Here is a 19,588-nt window from a genome sequence, read left to right as displayed (position 1 = left end):
GATGGCGCAGTTTCGCGGAGCACTGATCGGCTGCGGCTTCTTTGCCGTCAACCAGATGTATGGATGGCGCGATGTGGAAGGCGCCGAAATCGTCGCCATCTGCGACCGCGACCCCGAGCGGCTGAAGATCGTCGGCGACACGTTCGGCATCGAACGGCGCTATCTCGACGCGAGCGAGCTCTTCCGGGATGGCGGCTTCGATTTCGTCGATATCGCCACCACCGTGCGCAGCCACCGGCCGCTGGTGGAGCTGGCGGCGGCCCACCGGCTGCCGGCGATCTGCCAGAAGCCGTTCGCGCCGACGCTCGCCGACGCCAAAGCCATGGTGAAAGCCTGCCGCGATGCGGGTGTTCCGCTGATGGTGCACGAGAATTTCCGTTGGCAGACGCCGATCCGGGCGGTGCGCGAGGTGCTTGCAACCGGCGCGATCGGAACACCGTTCTGGGGCCGCTTCTCCTTCCGCTCCGCCTATGACGTCTTCTCCGGCCAGCCCTATCTGGCCGAGGGCGAGCGTTTCATCATCGAGGATCTCGGCATCCATACGCTTGACATTGCGCGTTATATTCTCGGCGACGTGACGTCGCTCACCGCGCGGACCCGGCGGGTCAATCCGCGCATCAAGGGCGAGGATGTCGCGACGATCCTGCTCGACCATGACAGCGGCGCGACCTCCATCGTCGATGTCAGCTATGCGACGCGGCTTGCCGACGAACCATTTCCCGAGACGCTGATCGAACTCGATGGCAGCGAAGGCAGCATCCGGCTCTACAAGGGCTATCGCCTCGAAGTGACGAACGCCGCCGGGACGACGACGAGCGACGTGGCTCCGGCGCTGCTGCCATGGGCCTCGCGGCCCTGGCACAATATCCAGGAGAGCGTGCTTGCCATCCAGCAGCATTGGGTCGAGCAGCTGCGCTCCGGCGCCGAAACCTCGACATCCGGAGCCGACAATCTGAAGACCTTCGCCCTGGTCGAGGCAGCCTATGCGAGCGCCGCGACCGGCCAGCCCGTCGATGTGCGGAAATTGCTGGCATGAGCGTCGCCGATCCGTTTCTTCTCTACGGCACGCATGAGCGCGAGGCGCCGCCGCTTCGCCTCGTCGCCGGGCTGCTGGCGGCCGATTTCGCCGACGGCAATCTGCGCACGATCACCTATGATGGCGTCGAGGTGCTGCGCTCCATCTCATATCTGGTGCGCGACCGTGACTGGGGCACCTACAGGCCGCGCATCGAGGACCTGTCGGTCAGGCAGGATGATGGCCGCTTTGCCCTGACCTACCGCGCCCATTGCCAGGGGCCGGAGCATACGGCGCTCTCGGTCGATGTCAGCATCGAGGCGGGCGATGGTGCGCTGGTCTTCAAGGCGAAAGCCGTTTCGACGACCGGCTTCGACACCAATCGCTGCGGGTTCTGCATCCTGCATCCCATCATCGGCGTGGCCGGCGGACCGGTTGCCGTGGAGCATGTGGACGGCCGCCGCGAAGAGACGGTCTTCCCCGATCTGATCGAACCCTGGCAGCCATTCAAGGATATGCGCGCGATCACCCATCCGGTCATGGACGGCGTATCGGCGACGTGCCGCATGGAAGGCGATGTCTTCGAAATGGAAGACCAGCGCAACTGGTCCGACGCATCCTACAAGACCTATGTCCGCCCGCTGGCGCTGCCCTGGCCATACCGGATCGAGCCCGGCAAGCCATTCGAGCAGACGATTGCGCTGACCATCGAGGACGGCCGTCCCCATGGCCGACCGGCTGTGGCGGCGGGTGCGCCGGTAACGATCCGGCCCGGCAGCCGGCGCGGCATGATGCCGAATATCGGCCTGGTCATACGTCCGGAGGACGCAGCATCCACCTTGCAGGCCGGTCATCTCCGCGGTGAGATCGGCGCGCAGGAACTGCTTTTCCATTTCGACCCGCTTGCGGGCCACGGCAAGGCGGCGCTGCAGGATTTCGCGGCCATTGCGCGGCTCCACCGGGGACGCACGGTGCTCGAGATTGCGCTTCCCTGCGACAGGCAACCCGACGACGAATGCCGCGAGATCGCGGAGGACATGCGCTCGGCCGGCCTCCAGCCCGATGCGATCGCCATCTCGCCCGCAGTGGACAGGCAGTCGACGCCGCCGGGCAGCGAATGGCCGGAATGCCCGCCATTGGAGGTGGTCTATGCGGCGGCGCATGACGCCTTCGCGGATATTCGCCCGGATGTTCGCCCCAATATTCGCCCCAATATTCGCATTGGCGGCGGCATGCTGAGCTATTTCACCGAATTGAACCGCAAGCGCGTGCCGCCGCAACGGCTGGATTTCGTGACGCATTGCACCAATCCCATCGTCCATGCGGCCGACGATCTGAGCGTGATGCAGACTTTGGAAGCATTGCCCTTCATCACGCGGTCCGTGCGCGCGATCTATGGCGACATGCCCTATCGCATCGGTCCCTCGACCATCGCCATGCGGCAGAACCCCTATGGCAACCGCACCATGGACAATCCGCATGGCAGCCGTATCGCCATGGCCGATCGCGATCCGCGCCACAATGGCCGTTTCGGCGAAGCCTTCGCCATGGGCTACGCGATCAGGACGCTGGAGGCAGGCCTCGAATGCCTGACGCTTTCGGCGCTGACCGGGCCTTTCGGCCTCGTTGCGGGCGAAGGCGAGCCGTCGGCGCCGGGTGCCATGCGCCCGATCGGGGCAACCGTCCGCACATTGGCAAGCCTCGCCGGATCGACATGGCAGGAAATGGTGTCTTCTTCGCCGGGCGCCGTCCTTGCCTTCGCCGCGATCACGGATTCGCGCCGGACGCTCCATGTCGTCAACCTGACGCCGGATGAACAGAGCGTGCATCTCGACGCCCAGGAAGGCGCCGCGCCGCGGCGCATCCTCACGCTCAGCCCCTACGAGACCCGCTGCATTGGCGTTTAGCCCGTCACTTCGCGTGCGCGGGGTCCGGGGCGGCCTTGGCAAGGGCCTTCACGGCGAAGATGCGCGAGCCCTGTCCCTTGTCCCAATCATTGCTGAAGATCAGCATTTCGTCGGTGCCCGGGCGTATCACCATCGAGGTCGATCGCAGAAAGTGACCCTCGTCGCGTCCCGGCAGCAGATATTGGCCGACCGGGAAACCCAGCGGGTTGAACGCCATCACCTTTCCCTGCCCATAGACCGCCACATAGACATTGCCTTCGGCGTCGATGCGGAGGGAATCCGGTCCGCCACCCGTGAAGCTGTAGACGATGGATGAGCCGAACGGCGCGACGGTCGTCGGATCGGCCAGCGCTATGCGATGCAGATTGCCGCCGGCGAGTTCGGTCACCCACAATGTCTTGCCATCCGGGCTGAGGCCGATGCCATTGGCGATCTTCAGGTTGGGTACGACCAGAACCGGCTTGCCGCCATCCGGGCCGACATAATAGACGCCGCCCGTCGGCACGCTCGACCCGCCCTTGAAATCGGTGAAATAGAAGCCGCCATTCCTGTCGAAGACGAGATCGTCCGGCAGGAAACCGGCATCCCTCGATACGATCCTGCGCATGTCGGTCCCGTCGGGCGCAAGGCTGACCACCGACCCCCTGGACTGGAAGTCGCCAAGCTCGGCCATGTAGATGCGCCCATCCTTGTGGACGGCAAGGCCGGCCGGCCGCAATTCTGCGTCGGGCAGGAAACTCGTCAGCTCCTTTTGTGGTGTCAGGCGGAACAGGCGCCCGCCGAAGACTTCGCAGAACAGGAGATCGCCGGCCGCGTCGAAGGTCGGGCATTCGAGTTGCAGCGCCTCGTCGGCGACCTTGAAATATTCCTTCGCCTCGACGGATGGCAGCTGCGAGTCCGCCATGGGGAGAGGCACGACGCTTCTCAGCTCCTTCGGCAGGTCGAGCGCCGGGAGATTCCCGGCGCTCTCGGTCGCCTGGGAGGCGGTGGTTGCCGATAGTGGACCCAGTATCGAGCCCATGATGAAGGCGAGGCCCAGTGCCTGGCTGAGAGCCCGGCTGCGGCTATATATGTTCATGACTGTTCTCCTCCCTGACTTCGTTCGACCTAACTGAAAAGTTTCAGTATGGCGGGAACGCTGAGGATCGCAGCGTAGTAGCCCATGAACTGGACGCCGGTATTGATGCCGAGCACCCGGTAGAGCAGCCCGCCGATGAGGCCGACAGTCAGGATGACGAGCAGCGCGATCATGCCGCCTTCCCATATGCCGATCACCAGTATCAGCCCGACGAAGGTGGCGATGATCGCCTCATGGCTGATATATTTCGCCACGAAAGCCGCAGCGCTGCGCGCATGGTTCATGGCGAAGGGATAGGCGATCGCCGCGGCGATGAAGACGGAAACCAGGCCCCAGACCAGGAATTCCGGCACCGACAACATCGTATGGAGGTTGTTGACCGCACCCGTCGCGGTATCGACGGTGAAGCGTGGCGGCGCGTTGAACAGGGGCGCGGCAGGACCGGCGGCGACAGGGCTGAGCGGCAGGCCGAACGCAATCAGCGGGATCAGGGCCTCGGCGATATAGGTCGATTCCGTCACGCCGTTGCGCACGGCGAGAACGGAGGTCAGCCGGTGATAGGCATGCTTGATCCGCGCGCCGACGATCTCGCCGGCGATCACGGTGACGGCGACGGGGCTGAACACGAATGTGGCGCTGGTGATGGCCGCCGCCGTTGCGGTCGTCGTCGCCTGGCTGCGGTCGAGAACCTTGAACGGGTTCGGGAAGTAGCCGCCCCAGCTCTTGACGTCCGGCGCCAGCGTGGTCTGGCGCAGGTCGTTGCGGTTCATGCGCTTCTGTTCAAGCGGCGAAAGCGACGATACCAGTTCGGCGACCAGCGGCCCGATGGCGATGCCGAGGAAGTAGCTGACGCCGAGCTTCACATTGTGGTCGGCGGTGAAGGCCTGCATGGCGACGATCATCAGCGTGAACGGAACAAGCGCCACCACCGAGGCCCAGCGGCCGGCCGAGAAATAGGCGATGATGACCGCCGCGATGATGAAGAGCCAGGGCGCCGATGCGGTGATATAGGAGCCGAACGGGGCGAGGATCACCGCGAACAGGACGGCCAGCGGCACGGCGATGAACGCCGATATGACCGAACCTGCCAGCATCTTGCGCAGCGCCACATGCGGCGCGCCCAGATTGCGCAGCGCCGTCGCCTGCTGCAGCAGCGGCAGGGCCATCGTATCGCCGGGAATGCCGAGAAGCGCTGTCGGCACCGCATGCGTCATGTGTTTCGAGATCGCCGCGCACATCCAGAAGGTGAAGACCGCGGCCGGTGGCGCGCCGAGCAGGACGACGAGCAGCGTCACCGGGGCGAGCGTCGTCGTTTCGTCCGTGCCGGAAATCAGGCCGATGGCCGAAAACAGCACTGCGCCCAGCAGGCCGAGTGCCAGGGCGATCATTATTTCGTAAAGCAGACCGTCCATATCACACCCCCGGCCTGTCTGGGCCACGTTCCGATTCATGGTTCCTGAAGATTTCGTAGAGCCCGACCTGGCGCATCTCCTCGGCGACGACGGGCGGCAGATCCTGCACCCGGCCGATGGGACCGCCATCCTGTTCGAGCTGTTCCAGAACTTCGGTGAGCCATGTGCTGCCGGCCGCTAACTGCTCGACCACCACGCGCTTGGGTGGAAAGATGCGGGCGCAGATGGCGCCGCCGACAACCGACGCGACGATGCCGGCCAGCATGGCCAGCGCCTTGCCGATGGCAGGCGTCGCCGCCAGCGGCGTGATCAGCTGAAGTGCAATGAAATAAGCCGCCACGCTGAGCACGGCGCCGATGATCATGGCCTTGCCAAGCTGGGGCCGTGAAATCACGTCACCCCAGACTTCGGCCAATTGGCCATGCCTTCCTGCCGATGGGGCAGGGGTCATATCTGTCATCATAGTCCTCCCACATATGTGCAGGCGGCGAAGCTCCCCCTTCGCCGCGTGCAGGAAATCTTATTTGCGCAGTTCCGCCAGGATTTCCTCGGCCCGTGCCGCGCGCACGTCATGATCGGCGGCGAGCCTGCGGGCCACCGCGTCTATCTCTTCGCCCACCGCACCCGCGCCGATCGCGATGTTGCGGGCATGCAGGGCCATGTGGCCGCGCTGGATGCCCTCCGTCGCGAGCGCGCGCAGCGCCGCCATGTTCTGGGCAAGACCGACGGCAACGGTGACCTCCGCGAGCTCCACGGCCGAACGGACGTTGAGGATTTCCAGTGCGGCCTGTGCCGCCGGATGGGTTTTGGTGGCGCCGCCGACAATGCCGAGCGCCATCGGCATCTCGATGGTCCCGACGAGATTTCCCTTGGCGCTCACTTCCCAGGTCGTCAGCGACGTATAGCGTCCCGACCGGGCTGCATAGGCATGGGCGCCGGCTTCGATGGCGCGCCAGTCATTGCCTGTCGCCACGACGACGGGATCGATGCCGTTCATGATGCCCTTGTTGTGGGTGGCGGCGCGATAGGGATCGATTGCCGCGAATTCATAGGCGTCGATGATGCCTTCGATCATGCGGCTGCCGGAAAAATCCTTGGTGGCGAGGGCATCCTCGGTCACTTCAATGCGAGCCCGGGCCAGACGCAGATCGGCGAGATTGGACAGGATGCGCAGCCTGACCGCGCCGCCGGTTATGCGCTCGACGATCGGGGCAATGGCCTCGGCCATGGTGTTGACCGTATTGGCGCCCATCGCGTCGCGCACGTCGACGAGAAGATGCAGCACCACCATCGGACCGCGCGAACTCGCGGCGAACACATGCACTTCGATATCGCGGCAACCGCCCCCGAACTTGACGAGGACGGGATCCTTGGCATTTGCGGCGGCGATGATCTCGTCGCGGGCGGCGAGGATGGCGAGGCGGGCGCCATGCGGGTCGGACGTGCCGAGGACCTGGACTTGCGCACGCATGACCGGCGCCGTGGACGACGTCTGGAAGCCGCCGCAATCGCGGACGATCTTCGCCATATAGGACGCGGCGGCGACGACGGAAGGTTCTTCCACGGCCATCGGCACCAGATATTCGCGGCCATTGACCAGGAAGTTGGTGGCAACGCCAAGCGGCAGTTCGAATGTGCCGATGACATTCTCGATCATGCCATTGGCGCGGGTGACGGAAAGGGCATCGGGCGCGGCGAGCACGGTCCGGGCCTGTTCGCTCAGCCCGGCAGCCCTGGCAACCTGCTCGAGGCGTTCTGCGGGTGAAAGGTTTCGCATATTCTCGATACGAGAGGTTGCGGTATTCTTCGTCATGCGGCCCTACTCCAACCAATAGGCAACAAAAGCTTGCGTCGGCTGCAAACTGTCCTAGGATACGGCCACTGATCAAGGGACAGTTGTCTTGAATATTGACGGCACTGTCCCATTTGAAAACTGGGACAATTGCATGAATCTGGTCGATACGATCGTGGCGCAGATAAGCGGGCAGATTGCATCCGGGCTTTACAAGCCGGGCCAGCGGCTTCCTTCGGTGCGCGGTGGCGCCGGGCAGTTCGGCGTCTCGAAGAACACGATGGCCGAGGTCTATGACCGGCTGGTCGCCCGCGGCCTCGTCATTTCCCGGCAGGGCTCCGGATATTACGTCACCAAGAGTCGCCCGGTCGCGCCGCAGAAGAGCCGGCCCTATGTCACCGAGGCGACGAGCATCATGTCGCTGCTGCGCGAGCAGCTCGACCAGAACTATATGACGCGGCCAGGCGATGGCCGCCCGCCGACGACCTGGACCGAAGATGCGGACATGCGGCGCATATTGCGCACCGGCCGCAATGCCACGGCGGAAGTCGATTTCGGCTATGGCAGTTCCTGGGGGCTCGGGATGCTGCGCGACTGGCTGCGCATGAAACTGGCGGAGCGCTCGATTGCGACCGAACCCGATGGCGTGATGCTGACCAGCGGGGTCAATCACGGCCTCGACCTGATCATCCGGCATTTCCTCGAACCGGGCGATACCGTCTTTGTCGACAGTCCCGGCTATTATCCGCTCTTCGCCAAGCTCAGGCTGGCAAAGGCCAATGTCGTTGCCATCCGCCGCTCCGAGGATGGGCCGGATCTCGACGACCTGCAGCAGAAGCTGGCGCTCCACCACCCGAAGATATTCTTCACGCAGAGCCAGGCGCACAATCCCACCGGCTGGACGCTGTCGCCGGCGCATGCCTTCGGCCTGTTGCAACTGGCCGAGGTGCATGACTTCCGGATCGTCGAGGACGACATTTTCGCCGACCTGCTTGCGCCGACCTTGCCCCGGCTCGCCGCGTTCGGCCAGCAGAGGGTGCTCTATGTCGGCTCATTCTCCAAGACCCTGTCCGCGAGCCTGCGCTGCGGCTATGTCGCCGGCGCCCCGGACACGATCCGCAGCCTGGTGGACCTGAAGATGATCACCATGGTGGCGACGTCGCTGCATGTCGAGCGTGTCGTCCTCGAAATGATCGAAAGCGGTCAGTATCTGAAGAATCTGCGGCGCCTGCGCGGCTGGATCGAGGATGGCGCCAAGGCCACGGCCCAGGCTCTCGCCGATGTCGGGCTGGAGGTGAAACTGCCCAAGGTGCAGGGGTTCTACATCTGGGTGCCATTGCCGCCAATGCTGGACGAAGCCGCGTTTTGCCGCCGGGCGGCGGAAGCCAATATTTTCGTCGCCCCGGCCAGCGTCTTCCATCCGGACCGCGACACGCTGGTCCAGCCGGCCATGCGGGTCAATGTGGCCTATGGGGCCGATCCGCGATTCTGCGCGTTTCTGCGCGAGGAAATGAACATGTTTTCGAGAGGTGAAGCGAATAATGGATAATATACGCCTGGTCGAAGTCGGCCCGAGGGATGGGCTGCAGAACGAGGCCCGGCCGCTGAGCGTCGAGGACCGCATCCTCATGATCGAGGGTCTGGTTGCCGCAGGCCTGCGCAGCATCGAGGCGGGCAGTTTCGTCTCGCCGAAATGGGTGCCGCAGATGGCCGGTTCCGCCGAGGTGCTTGCCGCGCTGCCAAAGCGCGACGGCCTCGACTTTCCCGTGCTGGTGCCGAACATGAAGGGCTTCGAAGCGGCGCATGCGGCCGGGGCCGGGGAGATCGCCATCTTCGCTTCCGCATCGGAAAGCTTCTCGCAGAAGAATATCAATTGTTCCATTGCCGAGAGCTTCGAAAGATTCGAACCGGTGATGGATGCCGCGCGCCAGGCCGGCATTCGCGTCCGCGGCTATGTATCCTGCGTCCTCGGATGTCCCTATGAGGGAGAAGTGGCGGTATCGGCCGTGGTGAAGGTGGCCGAGCGGCTCCATCGCATGGGCTGCTACGAGATTTCCCTCGGCGATACGATCGGCGTCGGCACGCCGAAGGCGGCGGCTGCCATGGCGCGAGCCGTGGCGGGAGAGGTGCCCATGGACCGGCTGGCGCTGCACGAACACAATACTTATGGACAGGCGCTGGCCAATATCTACGCTTGCCTCGAAGCGGGCGTGCGGGTCTTCGACGCTTCGGTCGGCGGTCTCGGCGGCTGCCCCTATGCCAAGGGCGCGACCGGAAATGTCGCGACGGAGGAACTGGTCTACATGCTGGAAGGGATGGGCGTTGCAACCGGTGTCGACCTGCCGGCGCTGTGCCGGGTTGCCCTCGATACATGCGCCAGGCTCGGGCGCGAGCCGATCTCGCCCATCACCAGGATCATCGCGGCGAAAGGCTGAACATCATCGTCTCCGCAAGCCTTTAAAAAGGGACGCCCACAATGCAGGGCATCGTGGTTTGGCAGGCTCATCGTGGGGTAGGGGTTTGTTTGCAGAAAAGTAGGGAGCCAGAGCTGAAAGCTTGCAGAACTACCGCCCTGCCACCCACCAACCTCCCTCATGCTGAGCTTGTCGAAGCACGCACTATTTCGATGCAGCTTCCTAAAAAGAGATTGCACAAGCGTTGCTGCGCCCTTCGACAAGCTCAGGATGAGGGAGAGTAGAGTTTTGCAGGGTTCTAGTTCTGCGAGGTTTCAAACCCAAGCTCCCAACCTTACCGCCATCAACCCACCTCCCTCATGGCACGCGGTACATTATTGCCATCGCTTGTTTTCCGGGCCATGAACGGGGGCAAACTGGCCCATGCGGTGGGATAGATTTTCGGCCTAAAAGAATATTTTGCCCTGTAAGCCAATGATTTCGCTCATTCTTCCTTCCGGCACGCAAAAAAACTTATCCCCCCTGTTTGAAGCCGGGGTATTCTGCACAAATCCTTTCCAGTGGGGGAGCAGCTTCCGGAGCTGTTTCGACAAGCTGGGAAAGGATGGCGTTGCCGGACGATCGGAAGTGACAAACCCGATTGGCCGGCAAACTGCAGATGGAAACGGAGGTAGCGCTTCGTTTTCCGGGTTGTTGCGTCTGACAAACGTGACAATGGCAGGCAAAGACGTCGCGGGCGGTCTTCGGACCTCGACCCTGATATAATACTGACGCGCTGAAGACCGCCCGTCTCCCCCCCCCTTTTTCAATGACCAGACGCGATTGCGCGGGCGTGGTGCAGATTTTGCTTATGCAATCAATCCCCTCATGCTGGGCTTGTTCGCCGGCGGAATATCATTCCCTTGTCATCCAATTGATAAACTGACGCGTTAACGCAGTCATATTTGATCGGTTTATTTGAATTTCAGGATATTGATTATGTTTCGGCGATTGAGTGCCATCATACTGGCAGGCTCTGTATTTTTTCAATCTGCTCCGTCTTTGCATGCAAACGACCTGCAGGTTGCCCTCGAATACATCGAAAAGGAACGGGAGGGCTGGTTCAAGTATCTCAAGAAGAAAATCCTGAAGGACTATCCCCTATCCGGGACCAGCTTTGCCGAACTCGATCGCAAGAAAAGCCTGCAATACCAGGCCATACCGGGTGCACGGAAGATTCTCGCCGAGTCGGATAAAGATGAAAAAGAGCCCTATCTCTACCAGAGCTTCCTCCCGACAGCTCTCGGTTCGCTTTCCACCAAGGCGAAGCTCGACCAACATCAGAGCTATATATTCGCCAAAGAGGTGATCGACGCTGCCAACAAATCTTCGGCGTCTCTCCTGAAGGATGAATTCCTGCGGGGACGTCCAAAAGAGGTGCTCGACCGTCAAGGCCGATATAAGAAAGAATATGAGGACATAAAGGGCTCGTCCTTTCCAAGCGGCCATTCCTGGAGAGGTTACGATCAGGCGCTCGCCCTGGCCATCCTGTTCCCCGAGCGCGGCGCGGAAATCCATTCCCGCGGCGATCAATATGCGGAAAGCAGGGTGGTCGTCGGAGCGCATTTCCCGACCGATACCATCGCCTCGCGCATCGGCACCTACAGCACGGCGGCGCAACTGCTCTCCGATGACTGGATGGCCGGCGCTTTCGCGCGGCAAAGCAAAGCGCTGCGACGCGATCTGATTGGCCTGTGCGCGCAGGCGCTGCGCGAGTGTCTTGAACGTGAATCTACGCCGCTTTTCAACGAGAACGCCAAAAGCGGGTTCCCGATGGGCTCCTATGGCGCTTCGACTGCGACGCCGGCGGCCTTGTTGCCCGGCCAGCTGCCAAAGATGGCGGCAAATCTGCTCCGTCTCCGCTTTCCCTATCTGAACGAGCAGCAGAGATTGGAAATCCTGGCAAGTACCGCATTTCCCGAAACGTCGTCGGCCGGATGGCTGGTCACCAAGAAACACCCGGATTCCCGCTGGGGCCTGATCAATCTGGCTGCCGCGCATCATGGGCCGGCCTATTTCCGCGAGACGATGATCGTGGACCAATCGATCGATCCGAAACTGGACGTGGCGGATTTCGGCGCAAGGGATAGATGGAAGAACGATATTTCCGGCCCCGGAGGACTGACCAAGCGCGGGCCCGGCACGCTGGAACTGTCCGGTAACAACAGCTACTCCGGCAGCACGACGATCGAGCGCGGGGCCCTGCGAATATCGTCGGACAGCAATCTCGGCGCAGCTGCCGCGCAGCTCGATATGAAGGACGGCGGACTGGAGGCACGCGGAAATTTCTCGATGGGCAGAAATATCGCGATAGAAACAACCGGGCTGTTCGACGTTAGCCGCACCGACAGGCTGGACCTGACCGGCGCGGTCACCGGAGCGGGGACGCTGATCAAAAGCGGCGGCGGCGTCCTGCATCTCGGGAACACCGGCAACAAATATGCCGCGACGATCGTCCGGGGTGGCACGCTCGAGGGCGCGGCGGGCTCGATCGCGGGAGATATCGCCAATGCGGGGACGGTGATATTCGAGCAGTCCGGCAACGCAATCTTCGGCGGTGACATTACTGCCATCGATGGTGCGCAAACCGGCAAGATCGTCAAGAAACAAGCCGGAAAGATGGTCAAAAAGGGCGTCGCCGATCTGGCGCTCGAGGGTAGCTCGGCGTTGGATTGGTCGATAGAGCAGGGAAAGCTTCTGGCCGATGCGGGCAGGTTCCACGGCAATGTCCAGATCGGTGCCGCTGCAACACTGCAGATGGATCAGAAGCAGGCTTCCGTCTATTCAGGGCGGATCGCCGGCGCAGGCAGTTTCGTCAAGCATGGCCAGGGAGCTCTGCTGCTCGATGGCGATAGTTCCGGATTCAAGGGAGATACATTGATCGCCGGCGGCAGCCTGCTTGTCGGCGATCCGGCAAAACCGGCTGTTCTCGGCGGGCGCCTCAAGATAGCCGAAGGTGCCGTCCTTGGCGGTTCCGGGCAGGTCGGCAGCATACGGCTCGAGCGTGGAGCAATGATCGCGCCGGGCAATTCGATTGGAACGCTGACCATTGCCGGCGATCTCGACAGCCGGGACGGCGTCGTGCTGCTGGAAACCGCATTGTCCGGCGACGATTCGGCGACCGACAGGCTGATTGTCCGTGGCAATACGTCCGGCTCTTCGACGGTTCGCGTAAGCAATGCCGGCGGAATGGGCGCGAGGACAACCGAGGGTATCGAGATCATCGCCATCGATGGCGCGTCCGAGGGCATATTCGCCCTCGAGGGCGACTATGTGGTGGCCGGCGCCTACACATACCGGCTGCACAAGAACAATGCCTCCGGCACCGACCCGAAGGATTGGTATCTGCGCTCGGCGGCACTGAAAGCCGATGCGGCGGAGAGCGCCACAATCGCACCTGAAGTGCGTGTGCATCAGGTCCTTGCGCCTGAAGTGCCAGCACCTGAAGTGCTTGCGCCGGAAACGCGTGCGCCTGAAGTCGCCGCGCCCGACGCGCCTGCACCTGAAATTCTGGTATCTGAAACGCCTGTGCCCGAAGTGCCTGTACCCGAAGTGCTTGCGCCGGAAACGCATGCGCCTGAAATCCCTGCGCCCGACGCGCCGGAAGCGCCCGTATCGGAGGCGGATGTGAACGCCGGTTCCGACGCCGGTCCGAGCCCCGTGCCGGCTGCGGAAGAGCCGCAACCGGCTTCCAGTCCGGAGATGAGTCCCGAACCGGTCTCCGCGCCGGAATATCACGTCGGATCGCCGGCCTATGAGGCCTATCCGCAAGCGCTGCTCGGGCTGAACGGCGTCGGCACGTTGCAGCAGCGTCTGGGCGGCCGCTTCCAGGCGGAAGGGAGCGACCGCACCGAAGATGCAGGCGCCCATGGCAGCGGCCATCTCTGGGGCGGCATCGAAGGCGGGCGGGAACATATCGCGGCCCGGTCGTCGATCACCGCAACCGGTTTCGAGCAGGATATGCTCAAGTTGCAGGCCGGCATCGATGGCATGATGATCGACAACGAACATGGGAGCATGACCGGCGGCGTGTTCGTGCACTATGTCCGCGGCAATGCGAGTACCCGTTCGGGCGCCTATGCCGATGCCGAAATCTCGACCGAGGGCTATGGCTTTGGCGGCACGCTGACGTTCCGGGGCAATGGCGGCTTCTATGTCGACAGCCTGGCGCAGGTGACCTGGTACAATACCGACCTGACGACATCGGCTCGCGGCGGCGGGCTCATCGACGGCAATGACGCGATCGGTTTCGCGCTATCGCTGGAAAGCGGCAAGCGCTTCGCAATCGCCGGGCGCTGGTCGGTGACGCCGCAGGCCCAGCTCACCTATTCGAGCGTCGATTTCGACGATTTCAAGGATGGATTCGGCTCGAACATCAGGCTTGAAATGGCGCGCAGCCTGCAGGGCCGCCTTGGCATTTCCGTGGATCATGAGCGCTCATGGCAGAACGACCGCGGCCTCGCGGACAGGGTACAGTTCTCCGGCGTCGCAAACCTCTATTACGAGTTCCTTGAGGGCACGAACGTCAAGATCGAGAATGTCAGCTTTGTCTCGGGGAGGGACGATCTATGGGGCGGCATCGGCCTCGGCGGTTCGTTTGACTGGGACGACGCCCGATATTCGATCTTTGGCCGCGGCACGGTCAATACCAGCCTTGACGACATCGGCGGCAGCTATTCGCTCACCGGCAATGCCGGCTTCAAGGCCATATGGTAATCGCATTGAACGGCGCCGAGCCAGGTTCAAGGCGGCGATACGGGCGCTGCCGAAATGCCAGCCCTATGCGGAATTCGGTTTGAAGGGCCAATTTCACTTGCCGTTTATAATCCAATAGGCAAGCTCATGGCCGAGCCCGGATGCAGGAGCGGCGTCCAGCCATTCTGACGCCGCTGGTATCGGCCCGGCGAGCCTAGATCAGCTCGTCTGACGCGACGACTTTGCCATAGGCAAAGCCAAGGGCCGCTAGAAAGGCTGCATGGGTGTCGGCGGCCGGGATCGTTTTTCCGCCAAACTCCACGTCGCGGCTGGCGGTCGCGTCGTGGGCAACAAGCACGCTGTAGCCGAAATCAGCAGCCGCGCGAGCCGTTGCATCGATGCACATATGCGTCATGGCGCCGACGATCGCCACTTCCTTGATGTTTTCCGCATCCAGGAGAGCCTTGAGGTTCGTATCCCGAAAGGCGTTGGGATAGTTTTTCGTCACCACCGGCTCGCCGTCTCTTGGCGCCACGGCCGGAATGATTTCCGCACCACTGGTTCCGGCGACGAAAAACGGAGCGTCCGGCCCGCTCTCGTGGCGAACGTGGACGACGGGCGTTCCTGCGGCGCGCGCCGCGGCAACGACCCTGGCGGCGTTATCCACGGCGGCTTCAATCCCCGCCAGCGCCCATTTGCCGGAAGGGAGATAATCGTTCTGGAAATCGACGATGACGACGGCGCGGCGGTTCATGGAAATTCCTTTCTGATCGATGCGAGTCGAGTGATGATACAGGCAGCGACACAAACCGCCAGAGCCATTCAGGCATAATCCCATACGGTCGGAGAAGTATGATGACTGCCACACAGTCATACTTTTTTGTTCCCCGACCAATTGAGATCATGTAGTTTGATGCCAAACAATGGAGTGCGGATGGTTATGGCGGACAGCATGGGTGCCAAAAAGACGCTTGCCTGGAAAGTTGCCGATGAGTTGCGCAGGCAGATCGAAGGCGGCGATTATGCGCCGGGAGACAAATTGCCGATCGAACCGGTGCTCGTCGAAAAATTCGGCTTCAGCCGCACCGTCATTCGCGAGGCGATAGCGGCGCTCCGGGCAGACGGACTGCTGGAATCGCGCCACGGTGTCGGGGTATTCGTGCTTGGCCCGAAGCAACCCTCCGAGACCCTTGCGCTCTTCACCGCCGCCACCGACAAGATTTCCGATATTATCGAGGAACTCGAGCTGCGCATCGGCATAGAGGTCGAGGCGGCGGGGCTTGCGGCGCTTCGCAGTTCGCCGGCCCAGGAGGCCGAAATACAGGCGCAGCTGGACATTTTCGCCCAGCTTGTCGCCGATGGCGAGTCCACCGACGAGGCGGATTTCCATTTCCACATGGCTATCGCCAGCGCAACGAACAATGTCAGGTTCAAGACGTTCCTGGCGCATATAGGCCGCCGGATCATTCCCCGCGTGAAGTTCCGCAAGGCGATGGGTGGAATCGATCCGTTGCCCAACCGCGACCGTATCCTGCTCGCCGAACATGCGGAGGTGGTGGATGCCATCCTCGCACGGGACCCCGAGCAGGCGCGGGACGCGATGCGGCGGCATCTTCTCGGCGGCATCAAGCGCTATCGCGGACTGGCGAGCCGAAAGATCGTCTGACGCAAAGCCAGTTGACAGTTCCTCCCGTGTCATAATATGACTTGTCGCAAGACATCTTATCTATAACGGGAGTTGAAATGTCGCCAGAAGAAATCAAGTTGCGGCTGTCGTCAGGCTTGCTGTCATTTCCGGTCACGCACTTCGACAGTGACCTTCGGCTGAACCTTGCCAGCTACCGCGAGCACGTGGCCTGGCTGTCCAGCTTCGATGCCGCAGCGCTTTTTGCGGCGGGTGGCACCGGCGAGTTCTTTTCCCTGTCGCCGGAAGAAGTGGGCGAGGTCACCAGGGCGGCGAAAGAAGTGTCGGGCGATGTGCCGATCATTTCGGGCTGCGGATACGGGATCGAGCTTGCAAAGGACGTTGCGCGCCGGGCCGAAAAGGCGGGCGCGGACGGGCTGCTGCTTCTGCCGCATTACCTCATCGGCGCGCCGCAGGAAGGCATCTACCAGCATGTGAAAGCCGTCTGCGACGCGACGGGCCTGGGCGTGATCATATATAACCGGGCCAATTCCGTCGCCAATGCGGACACGGTGGCGCGGCTCGCCGACGCATGTCCCAATCTGATCGGCTTCAAGGACGGAACCGGCAAGGTCGATCTCGTTCGCAACGTCACGGCGAAGCTTGGCGACCGTCTTTGCTACATCGGCGGCATGCCGACGCACGAGCTGTTTGCCGAGGCATTCAATGCCGTGGGCGTCACCACCTATTCGTCGGCCGTCTTCAACTTCGTGCCTCAGCTGGCGCAGCGGTTCTACAGGGCCATGCGCGCCGAAGACCGGGCGACGATGGCAGCCATTCTCGATGGCTTCTTCTTCGAATTCGCCAGGATCCGCGATCGCGAAGTGGGCTATCCGGTTTCCATCATCAAGGCGGGGGTCGAACTCATCGGCAGGACGCCGGGGCCTGTGCGGCCGCCCCTGACCAATCTCAGGCCCGAGGAAAAGGACATGCTGGCAAAGCTCATAGAGAGCGCAGGCGTTTAACCGCAGGAGGGAGCCTGCGGTACTTCGGCTCGGTCGAAAGGCAGCACGATGTGCCATTCGAAAGTTTGAACACAATGGGAGGAGACAGTATGAAAACGAGGCACAGTATCGCTGTCATTGCCATGGCGCTCATGGCTACGACGTCCGGGATGGCATATGGCCAGGAGGCCGGGAAAGCGATCAAGATCGTCCTGCCGGAGCAGCCCGCCAATCTGGAACCCTGCGGCACGATCATCACCAATGTCGGGCAGATTCTAAGCCAGAACGTCACGGAAGCGCTGACCGTCATCGATGCCGCGACGGGCCTGCCGCAGCCAAAGCTGGCGACGGAATGGGCCCGCACCGACGACATGACATGGCGCATCAAGCTCAGGCCGGGCGTCAAGTTTCAGGACGGAACGGCCATGGACGCGAAAGCGGTCGCCTTTTCCATCAAGCGCATGACCGGCGGCGCACTGACATGCAACAACATGGCGAAATTCGGCGACCGGAAGCTCGAGGCAACGCCGGTCGACGACCTCACTCTCGATATCAGGTCCGACCGGCCTGAACCGATCCTGCCGACGCTGCTCAGCGTGGTGATGGTGGTTTCGCCCAATACGCCGGTAGACAAGCCCGTCAACGATCCTGTCGGCACCGGTCCGTTCAAATTGGCCTCCTTCGATACGCAAACGGTCACGATGGACCGGTTCGACGGCTATTGGGGCGAGAAGCCTGAAATCGAAAAGGCGACCTATGTCTGGAGATCGGAATCGTCGATCCGGGCGGCGATGGTCGAAACCGGCGAAGCCGACCTGACGCCATCGATCGCCACCCAGGACGCGACCAACCCCGAGACCGATTTCTCCTATCTGAACTCGGAAACGACCGCGATGCGGATCGACATGTCCAAGCCGCCGCTCGACGATCTGCGCGTGCGCAAGGCGCTCAATCTGGCGATCGATTGGGATGGCCTGAAGGCGTTGTTCGGCGTGGACGTCAAGCGTGCATCGCAGATGGTCGTGCCGGGCATCAACGGCCACGACGACAGCCTGCAGGCCTGGGAGTACGATCCGGACAAGGCGGCCGAACTCGTCGCGGAGGCGAAAGCCGCCGGCGTGCCTGTCGATACGGAAATAGTCCTGATCGGCCGCAATGGAATCTATCCCAATGGCGGCGAGGCCATGGAGGCCATGGCGGCGATGTGGCAGGCGGCCGGGCTCAATGTGAAGCTGACCATGCTCGACGTTGCCGACTGGATTCGGTATCTGCAGAAGCCCTATCCTGAAGAGCGTGGCGCGACCCTGTTGCAGATGATGCACGACAACAACAAGGGCGATGCCGCATTCACCATCCCGATCTTCTACCGCTCGACCGGCCAGTATTCGACCGTATCGGACCCCGCCCTTGATGCGGAAATCGACAAGGCGCTGGCCGCCACGGGGGAAGACCGCATGAAGGCTTTCAAGGCGATCTTTACCAAGGCGCGCACGGATGTCGTGTCCGACATCCCGATGTTTCACATGATCGGATATACGCGTGTCGGCAAGCGGCTCGACTGGAAGCCGGACATTACGACCAACAGCGAAATTCCGCTCGCCCATATCCGCATCAGGGACTGATACCGGCGGGAGCGCGGGCCGTCCGGACCTGCGCTCCCGGTTTTTCCAGCTACAGCCGAAGGCAAGGTCATGTTAAGTTTTATCGGCAGGCGCGCATCGCACAGCATCATTTCGGTCATGGGCCTGCTCGCGCTGGTCTTCTTTCTCACGCGTCTGACCGGCGATCCCTCATCGCTGTTCCTGCCTCTCGATTCGACGGCCGAAGCGCGGGCGGCATTCGCCAGGCTGCACGGGTTCGATCAGCCTGTCTACTGGCAGTTCCTGCAATATCTGCGCGATCTGCTCAGTCTCGATTTCGGCGAATCCGTCCGCCAGAACCGTTCGGCAATGGCGGTCGCGCTCGAGGCTTTCCCCCAGACGCTGAAGCTTGCCGTCGTGGCGATGGCTCTCTCCACCATCCTCGCGCTCGTCGCCGGGTCGCTCGCTGCCGCGAGGCCGGGCGGCCTGTTCGACCGCGCGGTGACGCTCGTCTCCCTTTCGGGCGCCAGCGCGCCGGATTTCTGGGTCGCGATCGTCGGGATACTGGTCTTTGCCGTCACCTTCGAGCTGCTGCCGACATCGGGCACGGGCAGCTATCTCCACTGGATCCTGCCCATCTTCGTGCTGATGCTCCGGCCTTTCGGATTGCTGGTGCAGGTCGTTCGCGGCGCCATGCTCGCGGCGCTCGCCTCTCCCTACATCAAGACGGCGAGGGCCAAGGGCCTGCCCCGGCAAAAGATCATCTTCGGGCATGCGCTCAGGAACTCGCTGCTCCCCGTCATCACCGTCGCCGGCGACCTCACCTCGGGCCTCATCAACGGCGCGGTCATCGTCGAAACCGTCTTCGGCTGGCCGGGCATCGGCAAGCTGATGATCGACGCCATCATCCAGCGCGATTTCGCCGTCGTCCAATCAACCATTCTGGTCACCGCAACCGCGATCTTCATCCTGAATATCTGCATCGATATTCTTTACGCGGTGCTCGACCCAAGAATCCGGTATTAACC

General features: G+C 62.4%; 14 protein-coding genes. 9 read left to right on the top strand and 5 right to left on the bottom strand.

Going from position 1 to position 19,588, the window contains the following annotated elements; genetic code table 11:
• Window position 1 precedes the first annotated feature (1 nt).
• The gene (locus M8997_RS13040) at window positions 2-1,036 is read left to right on the top strand and encodes a Gfo/Idh/MocA family protein (protein WP_250017224.1); all 1,035 of its coding nucleotides are present in this window, start codon (window positions 2-4) and stop codon (window positions 1,034-1,036) included.
• Entirely contained in the window at window positions 1,033-2,922 is a 1,890-nt protein-coding gene (locus tag M8997_RS13035; RefSeq protein WP_250017225.1) for a hypothetical protein, read from the top strand. Before M8997_RS13040 ends, M8997_RS13035 begins: the two co-directional genes overlap by 4 nt.
• Before the next feature lie 4 nt (window positions 2,923-2,926).
• Here the strand turns inward: M8997_RS13035 and M8997_RS13030 are convergent, their stop codons facing one another.
• The 4 genes from M8997_RS13030 to M8997_RS13015 are packed head-to-tail and all read right to left on the bottom strand — an operon-like array spanning window position 2,927 to window position 7,225.
• Window positions 2,927-4,000, bottom strand: a complete 1,074-nt coding sequence (locus tag M8997_RS13030) for an SMP-30/gluconolactonase/LRE family protein (RefSeq protein ID WP_250017226.1) — start codon at window positions 3,998-4,000, stop codon at window positions 2,927-2,929.
• 29 nt (window positions 4,001-4,029) lie between these two features.
• Window positions 4,030-5,412 (bottom strand): tripartite tricarboxylate transporter permease, encoded by a 1,383-nt coding sequence (locus M8997_RS13025; RefSeq protein ID WP_250017227.1) that lies wholly within the window; start codon window positions 5,410-5,412, stop codon window positions 4,030-4,032.
• 1 nt (window position 5,413) lies between these two features.
• The gene (locus M8997_RS13020; protein WP_250017228.1) at window positions 5,414-5,872 is read right to left on the bottom strand and encodes a hypothetical protein; all 459 of its coding nucleotides are present in this window, start codon (window positions 5,870-5,872) and stop codon (window positions 5,414-5,416) included.
• Between the two features lie 60 nt (window positions 5,873-5,932).
• The gene (locus M8997_RS13015) at window positions 5,933-7,225 is read right to left on the bottom strand and encodes a hydroxymethylglutaryl-CoA reductase, degradative (protein WP_250017229.1); all 1,293 of its coding nucleotides are present in this window, start codon (window positions 7,223-7,225) and stop codon (window positions 5,933-5,935) included.
• Window positions 7,226-7,358: 133 nt separating this feature from the next.
• On the opposite strand from M8997_RS13015, the gene M8997_RS13010 reads away from it, so the two are divergent.
• The 3 genes from M8997_RS13010 to M8997_RS13000 all read left to right on the top strand — a co-directional run bounded on the left by M8997_RS13010 (window position 7,359) and on the right by M8997_RS13000 (window position 14,373).
• Complete coding sequence (locus tag M8997_RS13010; protein WP_250017230.1) at window positions 7,359-8,753, top strand: PLP-dependent aminotransferase family protein; 1,395 nt, start codon at window positions 7,359-7,361, stop codon at window positions 8,751-8,753.
• Window positions 8,743-9,639, top strand: coding sequence for a hydroxymethylglutaryl-CoA lyase (locus M8997_RS13005; RefSeq protein ID WP_371929580.1), 897 nt, complete (start codon window positions 8,743-8,745; stop codon window positions 9,637-9,639). Before M8997_RS13010 ends, M8997_RS13005 begins: the two co-directional genes overlap by 11 nt.
• Before the next feature lie 1,020 nt (window positions 9,640-10,659).
• Complete coding sequence (locus M8997_RS13000; RefSeq protein WP_250017236.1) at window positions 10,660-14,373, top strand: autotransporter outer membrane beta-barrel domain-containing protein; 3,714 nt, start codon at window positions 10,660-10,662, stop codon at window positions 14,371-14,373.
• Window positions 14,374-14,566: 193 nt separating this feature from the next.
• On the opposite strand, the gene M8997_RS12995 is transcribed toward M8997_RS13000, so the two are convergent.
• Window positions 14,567-15,106 carry a cysteine hydrolase family protein gene (locus M8997_RS12995; RefSeq protein ID WP_250017827.1) on the bottom strand — a complete coding sequence of 180 codons (540 nt, stop codon included), beginning with the start codon at window positions 15,104-15,106 and terminating at the stop codon, window positions 14,567-14,569.
• Window positions 15,107-15,304: 198 nt separating this feature from the next.
• Here M8997_RS12995 and M8997_RS12990 point away from each other — a divergent pair, with 198 nt between their 5' ends.
• From M8997_RS12990 to M8997_RS12975, 4 genes are all read left to right on the top strand, one after another.
• Window positions 15,305-16,018, top strand: coding sequence for a FadR/GntR family transcriptional regulator (locus M8997_RS12990; RefSeq protein WP_250017238.1), 714 nt, complete (start codon window positions 15,305-15,307; stop codon window positions 16,016-16,018).
• Window positions 16,019-16,095: 77 nt separating this feature from the next.
• Window positions 16,096-17,001, top strand: a complete 906-nt coding sequence (kdgD, locus tag M8997_RS12985) for a 5-dehydro-4-deoxyglucarate dehydratase (RefSeq protein WP_250017240.1) — start codon at window positions 16,096-16,098, stop codon at window positions 16,999-17,001.
• 89 nt (window positions 17,002-17,090) lie between these two features.
• The gene (locus M8997_RS12980) at window positions 17,091-18,602 is read left to right on the top strand and encodes an ABC transporter substrate-binding protein (RefSeq protein WP_250017243.1); all 1,512 of its coding nucleotides are present in this window, start codon (window positions 17,091-17,093) and stop codon (window positions 18,600-18,602) included.
• Between the two features lie 69 nt (window positions 18,603-18,671).
• On the top strand, window positions 18,672-19,586 hold the full coding sequence (locus M8997_RS12975) for an ABC transporter permease (protein ID WP_250017245.1): 915 nt from the start codon (window positions 18,672-18,674) through the stop codon (window positions 19,584-19,586).
• Window positions 19,587-19,588 lie beyond the last annotated feature (2 nt).

This window comes from Phyllobacterium sp. 21LDTY02-6 (assembly GCF_023554255.2).
GTDB lineage: Bacteria > Pseudomonadota > Alphaproteobacteria > Rhizobiales > Rhizobiaceae > Phyllobacterium.
The sequence above is the reverse complement of the archived record's forward strand: the minus strand, read 5'-3'. Positions and strand labels throughout refer to the sequence as shown.

What these genes read in the sequence shown, in the direction of transcription:
- M8997_RS13030 (WP_250017226.1), bottom strand. Translation starts at nt 4,000, where the DNA reads ATGAACATATATAGCCGCAGCCGGGCTCTCAGCCAGGCACTGGGCCTC.
- M8997_RS13015 (WP_250017229.1), bottom strand. Translation starts at nt 7,225, where the DNA reads ATGACGAAGAATACCGCAACCTCTCGTATCGAGAATATGCGAAACCTT.
- M8997_RS13010 (WP_250017230.1), top strand. Translation starts at nt 7,359, where the DNA reads ATGAATCTGGTCGATACGATCGTGGCGCAGATAAGCGGGCAGATTGCA.
- M8997_RS13025 (WP_250017227.1), bottom strand. Translation starts at nt 5,412, where the DNA reads ATGGACGGTCTGCTTTACGAAATAATGATCGCCCTGGCACTCGGCCTG.
- M8997_RS13040 (WP_250017224.1), top strand. Translation starts at nt 2, where the DNA reads ATGGCGCAGTTTCGCGGAGCACTGATCGGCTGCGGCTTCTTTGCCGTC.
- M8997_RS13035 (WP_250017225.1), top strand. Translation starts at nt 1,033, where the DNA reads ATGAGCGTCGCCGATCCGTTTCTTCTCTACGGCACGCATGAGCGCGAG.
- M8997_RS12975 (WP_250017245.1), top strand. Translation starts at nt 18,672, where the DNA reads ATGTTAAGTTTTATCGGCAGGCGCGCATCGCACAGCATCATTTCGGTC.
- M8997_RS13020 (WP_250017228.1), bottom strand. Translation starts at nt 5,872, where the DNA reads ATGACAGATATGACCCCTGCCCCATCGGCAGGAAGGCATGGCCAATTG.
- M8997_RS12990 (WP_250017238.1), top strand. Translation starts at nt 15,305, where the DNA reads ATGGGTGCCAAAAAGACGCTTGCCTGGAAAGTTGCCGATGAGTTGCGC.
- M8997_RS12980 (WP_250017243.1), top strand. Translation starts at nt 17,091, where the DNA reads ATGAAAACGAGGCACAGTATCGCTGTCATTGCCATGGCGCTCATGGCT.
- M8997_RS12995 (WP_250017827.1), bottom strand. Translation starts at nt 15,106, where the DNA reads ATGAACCGCCGCGCCGTCGTCATCGTCGATTTCCAGAACGATTATCTC.
- kdgD (WP_250017240.1), top strand. Translation starts at nt 16,096, where the DNA reads ATGTCGCCAGAAGAAATCAAGTTGCGGCTGTCGTCAGGCTTGCTGTCA.